Raw genomic sequence first — 6,006 nt, 5'->3', positions numbered from 1 at the left:
ATAGTAAACGAAAAGAAACGATTGAAAGAGTTTTTGCAGATATGAAAGAAAAGCATGGTATGCGTTGGACAACGCTTCGTGGGAAGCGCCGAGTTCAAATGCAGGCGATGCTACTTTTCGCTGCCATGAATTTAAAGAAACTCGCCAATTGGCGATGGAAAAACCATCGCCTTCGTCGATTTTTTTATCAATTAATTAGTAAACCCCTTCTGAATTCGTTTTTCAGAAGGGGTTTATCTACAGTCTGAAGGATATTTTAGAATATCCTAACCTTTACTTTAGAGAAATGCCCTTAACGAAAGAACAAAAAGAAATGATTTCTCATCTCTTAGCAGCTTTTTATATTAAACAATCAAGTAATAGATGATATGGTGAAGTTTGTTTATTTGTATGCATAGTTACCTTAAAAACATGAAATGCATTTTAGATATCCTCTTTACTTTTATGAATAAGGTTTTTATATAAATTTAAATATTGTAAAATATACTGTCTTGTTATTATAATTATATCAAGAGTAAATATTAAGTTAAGTTTTACGGAGGAGAACCATGAATACAGAAGAAATTAAAAGGAAATTTCCTAATGAATTTCCACTTTTATTAAAAAATAAGAAGTGGCCTTGGATTATTTTAGGAGTTATAGTTATTGGAATTATCTATCTAATAGGGTGGTTTTCCGTTTCAAAACCAGAAGATATTACAAAAGACTTCATCGAAGCCATTCAACAAGGTGATATCGACAAACTAGAGGACTTACTTACAGTAGAAAATAATCAACTGTCATTGGAAAAGAAACATCTGCAACATCTTATTAACTATTGCAGAAGTAATCCCAAATATTATAATCTTCTTATTGAATCTCTCAATTTTCAAGTTAGTGGAACTGTTCCCTTTTCCCTTTCTTCAGATAATACATTAAATCAAAACCAAGTAAATTATCTTAGCAACTTTGATATTTATCTAAAAAAACATGAACGAATCTTATTTTATGACAACTACTCCCTCGTTCTTCGCCCCTATAAAATGATGATTCAAGTGACAGAACCAGATGTTATTATTAAAGTCGATGGTAAAGAAGTGTTTAAGTCAACTACGAACAATAATATATACACTTCTAAACCACTTTTACCTGGAACATATGAAATCAAAGCTGAGAAAGATTATCCACTCGTAAAGCTAACTAAAACAGAAATGGCCTCATTATACGGATGGCAAAACCAATTTTATGGTAAAAAAATTGAATTAGACAAGGAATCCATACGATTAAAATCAGGTGTCCCAGGAACAGAAGTGTATGTCAATGGGAAATCTATCAATCAAACAATACATGATGATATTTATAAGCTGGAACCTGTTTCCCTTGACGGAAATACTAAAGTTCAAGGAGTATATGAATTTCCTTGGGGAAAGGGCAAAAGTAAAGAAATAATCTTATCCGAAAATGATAATCAAGTAGATATTACTCCAAATCCCATTGTATCTAATGAGTTGCAAACACAACTTGTTGAACTCACTAATAAATTCGCAAAAGAACTTACTCAGGCAAGGAATGAAAAAAATGCAGATTATTTAACAACAACCGACGATAAAATGAAAAGTATCATTTCTAGTTCGCTTAGTTTTTCCTCTTATGAGCTGGAATTATTAGGAACGCGTATTGACCTAGATAATGCAACTTATGAACAAGTGGGTACCAGTAAATACAAAGTTATACTTCCCGTTGAGTTTCATCAAATCAATAAATCAAATGAAGAGTTTAATACTTATCTTATTAGTTATAGTTATGATTCATCCACAAAAAGTTGGATAGTATCTCATACAGAGGCACATCTTCCAGTAGATGAATTCAAAGGGAATAATGTGGTTAAAACCGAATTTAAATAGCCAAACAAAACTCTTAGATAATCCAAAGTAGTTATCACTCTCTCAATATCAAAAGTTAACTTATAAGAATACTAATTTTAAAACACCAGTCAAACATCAGTTAGATTATACACATAGGAAAAAATCACCTTATATTATTTTATAGAGATAATGCAAGGCACTTAATTTCCCTAGTATTTCTTATTGTACTAATAGCGATTTAGGCTTTGTAACAAAGAGGAAAAGTAGAAAAGTTCCTTAATGACTTTAAAACTCTATCACAGTATGATCTAATCACTCATTATACTGAACAAGACTATTTTGATCATAAATAAACCCAATCACCTCCCTTTTGCTTCTTATGCAAGTAGACGGTGGTTGGGTTTTCTCTCATTAAATATCCGTTATAGTTTAATCCACATAACGACGTGCTCCAGCGAACTCCTCTTTATACCCAGGTGTATCGACTGGGATAATTTCTACTGTTTTCGCTGAGTTCGGTGAGTGGATCATCATGCCATTTCCGATGTACATGGACACATGGTGGACTCTTCCTTTGCCATTGTTGTATGCGTAGAAGAGTAGGTCTCCCGGTTTTAAGTCTTTCGGATCGACTGGCTTACCACTTTGGGACTGTGGTCCAGAGTCACGGGGAATAGTGATCCCGTGAGATTGATGTACCGTGAAGGTAAAGCCGGAGCAGTCAAAGCCAAAACCACTGGTTCCAGCCCATAGATAAGGGAGGTTTAAGAATTTCTTAGCCGTTTTGACTAAGTCTTCCCCTTTCGGCTTGGGAATATCCTTGACTGAGCGATACTCTTTACCATCGCCTTTTTTGATCCAACCTATCTTTCCATTGGGTAGTAAAACGGAGTAGGCCTTGGATGTAACCGCTACCAAAGGTAGGCGTGTATTATAGCTGATTTCCATCCAAGTATCCTTGAAATTCGGCTTTTTATATAAGTTCGCTGTTGTTTGGGTAACAAGAACAAAAGGTCCTTTTTCTTTTAATGCAAATTGTTTGTTATAGGTAAGCTGACGTGCGGGCATCCATCCTGGATATCCCCGTGAGTCTCTTGGGGTTGGCTGACCATGTACAACAACTTTCACCCAGTCCCCTTTGCGCTCGTCAATGGTTACCTTATTTCCCAGCAAGGCTTGTGTCTCTAAGTTTCCAACGAGCCAAAGCTTATCATCCAAGTTCATCGAACGGGTCCATTTCCATAGATCGACTGGATTGGTCGTCGATGGTTCGTCGATCGGACGTGCGATATTAGGCTCTGTCCATACCGTGGCCGCAGCTACATCGATATAAGCCGTTTCTTTTTCAGAAGCCTGCGGTGTTTCTGCCAAGGACATCGGTGCAATTCCGATGACTAGGGCTAATGCTAGAAAAATCGAAAATAGTTTTCGCACTTTTCCACCCTCTCCCAAATATAAAAATACGATTTTTCAATACTATTTTAACATTTTTATGATATATTGAAATAACTATTTTCTAATTTAGATATAATTTACTATTTTAAAAAGCTACTTCCTTATCAAATAAACCCTATTTACTGTTACAATAAAGATAGATTCGATGCTAGAAAGATAGGATACGCTCCTCAACCGTGAGCGCATTTTCCCATTCACTCTGATTTCAGTTTGCAAGAAATTTTGATATATATCTCCATAAATAGAAAGGAACCAATCCATGAGTGAAAAATACCTGATTGCTTGTGATTTAGATGGTACTCTTTTGACGAGCGAAAAAAAGATTTCCAAGCGCACCCAAGATGTACTGACTACACTATCCCATTTAGGTCATAAGGTGGTCATTGCGACTGGGCGTCCCTTTCATAATAGTTATCATATTTATCAAGCGCTACAACTACAAACCCCGATGGTCAACTTTAATGGCGGATATGTTCATCATCCTGAAGATCCTTCTTTTCCCAAGAGAATCGTCCCTCTCTCATTAGAACTAGCTAAAAAAGTGATTCGGATTGCCTATGAAAAGGACATTCACAATATCCAAGCTGAATGCTTAACTGGCAATTATCTTGAAATCGAGGAAAGCAATATTTCTTTTCTATCTGAGCTCAAAGACCAACGAAAAGTAGATAATATGTTCGAAAATCTCCAAGAAAACCCCCATTGTCTCGTATTTTATTCTCAACATAAGGAAAACATGGATCATTTCGAGTATATTTTGACAGCCGAACATCCTCATGAAGTGACCGTTCATCGCTGGGGTCCACCTTATCACGCGTTGGAAGTCATTCCCCACTCCATTAATAAAGCAAAAGGGCTTCAATATGTCACTGAATACTATCAAATTCCCAGTGAAAAAGTCATTGCATTTGGGGATCAGACCAATGATTTCGAAATGATTCGGTTTGCGGGGCATGGTATTGCCATGGGTAATGCATTGGAAGAGTTAAAACAGGTGGCTAATGATGTGACTAGCACCAATGAAGAAGATGGGGTCGCCCTTTATTTAGAAAAGTTTTTTCAACTATAATTAAGGCTCTAAAAGAAACTAGCACCTAGCTTTGCTACTGATAAGCTAGGTGCTAGTAGTTTATCTTAAGCGTTCAATTAAAATAAAAATCGCCTCTATCCAAATACCAGCTTATATCTATACTTAACTTCCCATCCAACTATCTTACCCATAGCATATATTCTGATAAATGGATCGATTGCTCTTCAAGGGGTCTATCTAAATCCATCGATGCAAAATGATTGAAATATAAATTTTCCCATCGCCAAAATTTAGGTTTTCTAACAAATTCAACACCTCTATCCTAAGGGAAAGGGATGAATGTGGGTATTTGGGACATATTCTATTTCATCATTCATGTGGGATATTGGCATTACAGTTGGGCGATTATCATTTTGATCCTTCGTAGATAATATATATCATATGGGAGATGGTGGAAGGGGAATGTACATGACTACGCTGGTACGAAAGTGGGGCAATCGTCTTGTTATCCATATTCCTAGTCGTATCGCAAAAAGATTTTCGATTCAGCAAGGCTCTGAAATCGAATTAAAAGTAGATGAACAAGGAATTAGGTTGATTCCCAAGAGGAAAAAGCCGACATTAGAGGAGCTTTTGGCCAAGGTTACGCTAGAGAATCGCCATGATAAAGTTGATTGGGGAGCAGAAGGGAATGAGCATATCTAATGCGCTCCTGATGAAGTCGATAAAACAATCCAGTTTTTGTTGTTCAACACAAAAACGGAGCCTGCTTACAAATCTGGGCTCCGTTCTTTCATGTTAACTAATTTTTTTGCTCATTTGTTCGGCAGCTTTTACCAGATTAGGTACAAACTGCATCATCTGTTGTACACTCATCCGCGAGACAGGACCTGACACGGCAAGTGCAGCAATTAATTGCTTACGACGATTGAAAATGGGTACAGCCACAGCTGCTGTTCCTGCTTCCCGTTCTTCTACACTGATCGCATACCCTTCTTCACGAATTTGCTTTAATTGCGCTTGATATACTTCTTTATTTACTCCCATGGGCCACATAGGATCTTGAATCACTTGTTCTAACACTTTTGGATCAGTATATGCCATTAAGACCTTACTAGAGGCACCTACTGCAAGCGGCATTCGGGCCCCAATTGGAGCAACTCGTCGGATAGCTTGTTTGCTTTCCACAGCTTGAACACGTATTCGTTCATTCCCATCACGAATATATAAACTGACGGTTTCTTCTAATTCGTCTCGTAAACTTTCCATTTCTGGTAAAAATAAAATAGCTGGGTCATGAGATTGATCGATATTTGCTGCTAGCTCCCAGATACGAAATCCCAACTGATATTTGTCCGTTTCTGGATCGCGCTTAATAAACCCTTTACTCTCTAAGGTAGCAAGCAATCGAAACACTGTGCTTTTATTTAATTGGGTTTGTTTCGCAATCTCTGTCAGTCCGAGGTGGGGCTGACTTACAAAGCATAGGAGAATATCCAAAGCTCGCTCAGCAGCTCGAACCGTTTTTTTCTCTTCGCTCATCTTTTTTTCTTCCATCAGAGCTAGCCCTCCGTGTTTCACTACATGAGAATTATTTTCATTTATTATACCCTGTTCATCATTCTTTGCAAAGAAGCAGGTTCAGGGCTATACAACTTCATAAAAACATTGTATAAT

6 protein-coding genes are annotated in these 6,006 nt (G+C 37.1%); 4 read left to right on the top strand and 2 right to left on the bottom strand.

Translation table 11 applies throughout. From position 1 onward, the window contains the following. A partial coding sequence (locus tag DL897_RS18720; protein ID WP_240627439.1) for a transposase occupies positions 1-248 on the top strand: 248 nt, incomplete at its 5' end. A gap of 300 nt (positions 249-548) precedes the next feature. Beyond that, the gene (locus tag DL897_RS15920; RefSeq protein ID WP_113660114.1) at positions 549-1,883 is read left to right on the top strand and encodes a TcaA 3rd/4th domain-containing protein; all 1,335 of its coding nucleotides are present in this window, start codon (positions 549-551) and stop codon (positions 1,881-1,883) included. A gap of 390 nt (positions 1,884-2,273) precedes the next feature. Here DL897_RS15920 and DL897_RS15915 read toward each other — a convergent pair whose 3' ends face one another. Beyond that, the gene (locus DL897_RS15915) at positions 2,274-3,278 is read right to left on the bottom strand and encodes a C40 family peptidase (RefSeq protein WP_420824146.1); all 1,005 of its coding nucleotides are present in this window, start codon (positions 3,276-3,278) and stop codon (positions 2,274-2,276) included. 280 nt (positions 3,279-3,558) lie between these two features. Between DL897_RS15915 and DL897_RS15910 the strand changes: the two genes are divergently transcribed. Next, complete coding sequence (locus DL897_RS15910; protein WP_113660113.1) at positions 3,559-4,368, top strand: Cof-type HAD-IIB family hydrolase; 810 nt, start codon at positions 3,559-3,561, stop codon at positions 4,366-4,368. Positions 4,369-4,791: 423 nt separating this feature from the next. Beyond that, complete coding sequence (locus tag DL897_RS15905; RefSeq protein WP_476718224.1) at positions 4,792-5,034, top strand: AbrB/MazE/SpoVT family DNA-binding domain-containing protein; 243 nt, start codon at positions 4,792-4,794, stop codon at positions 5,032-5,034. A 93-nt stretch (positions 5,035-5,127) separates the two neighbouring features. Here the strand turns inward: DL897_RS15905 and DL897_RS15900 are convergent, their stop codons facing one another. Continuing rightward, complete coding sequence (locus DL897_RS15900) at positions 5,128-5,871, bottom strand: IclR family transcriptional regulator (RefSeq protein ID WP_113660118.1); 744 nt, start codon at positions 5,869-5,871, stop codon at positions 5,128-5,130. Positions 5,872-6,006 lie beyond the last annotated feature (135 nt).

This window comes from Thermoflavimicrobium daqui (genome assembly GCF_003313465.1).
Classification (GTDB): Bacteria; Bacillota; Bacilli; order Thermoactinomycetales; family Thermoactinomycetaceae; genus Thermoflavimicrobium; species Thermoflavimicrobium daqui.
Note: the sequence above shows the minus strand (reverse complement) of the source record. Positions and strands in the feature narration are given on the sequence as shown.

Excerpts from the sequence above, each read along its gene's own strand:
- DL897_RS15920 (WP_113660114.1), top strand. The coding sequence starts at position 549 with ATGAATACAGAAGAAATTAAAAGGAAATTTCCTAATGAATTTCCACTT.
- DL897_RS15910 (WP_113660113.1), top strand. The coding sequence starts at position 3,559 with ATGAGTGAAAAATACCTGATTGCTTGTGATTTAGATGGTACTCTTTTG.
- DL897_RS15905 (WP_476718224.1), top strand. The coding sequence starts at position 4,792 with ATGTACATGACTACGCTGGTACGAAAGTGGGGCAATCGTCTTGTTATC.
- DL897_RS15900 (WP_113660118.1), bottom strand. The coding sequence starts at position 5,871 with ATGAGCGAAGAGAAAAAAACGGTTCGAGCTGCTGAGCGAGCTTTGGAT.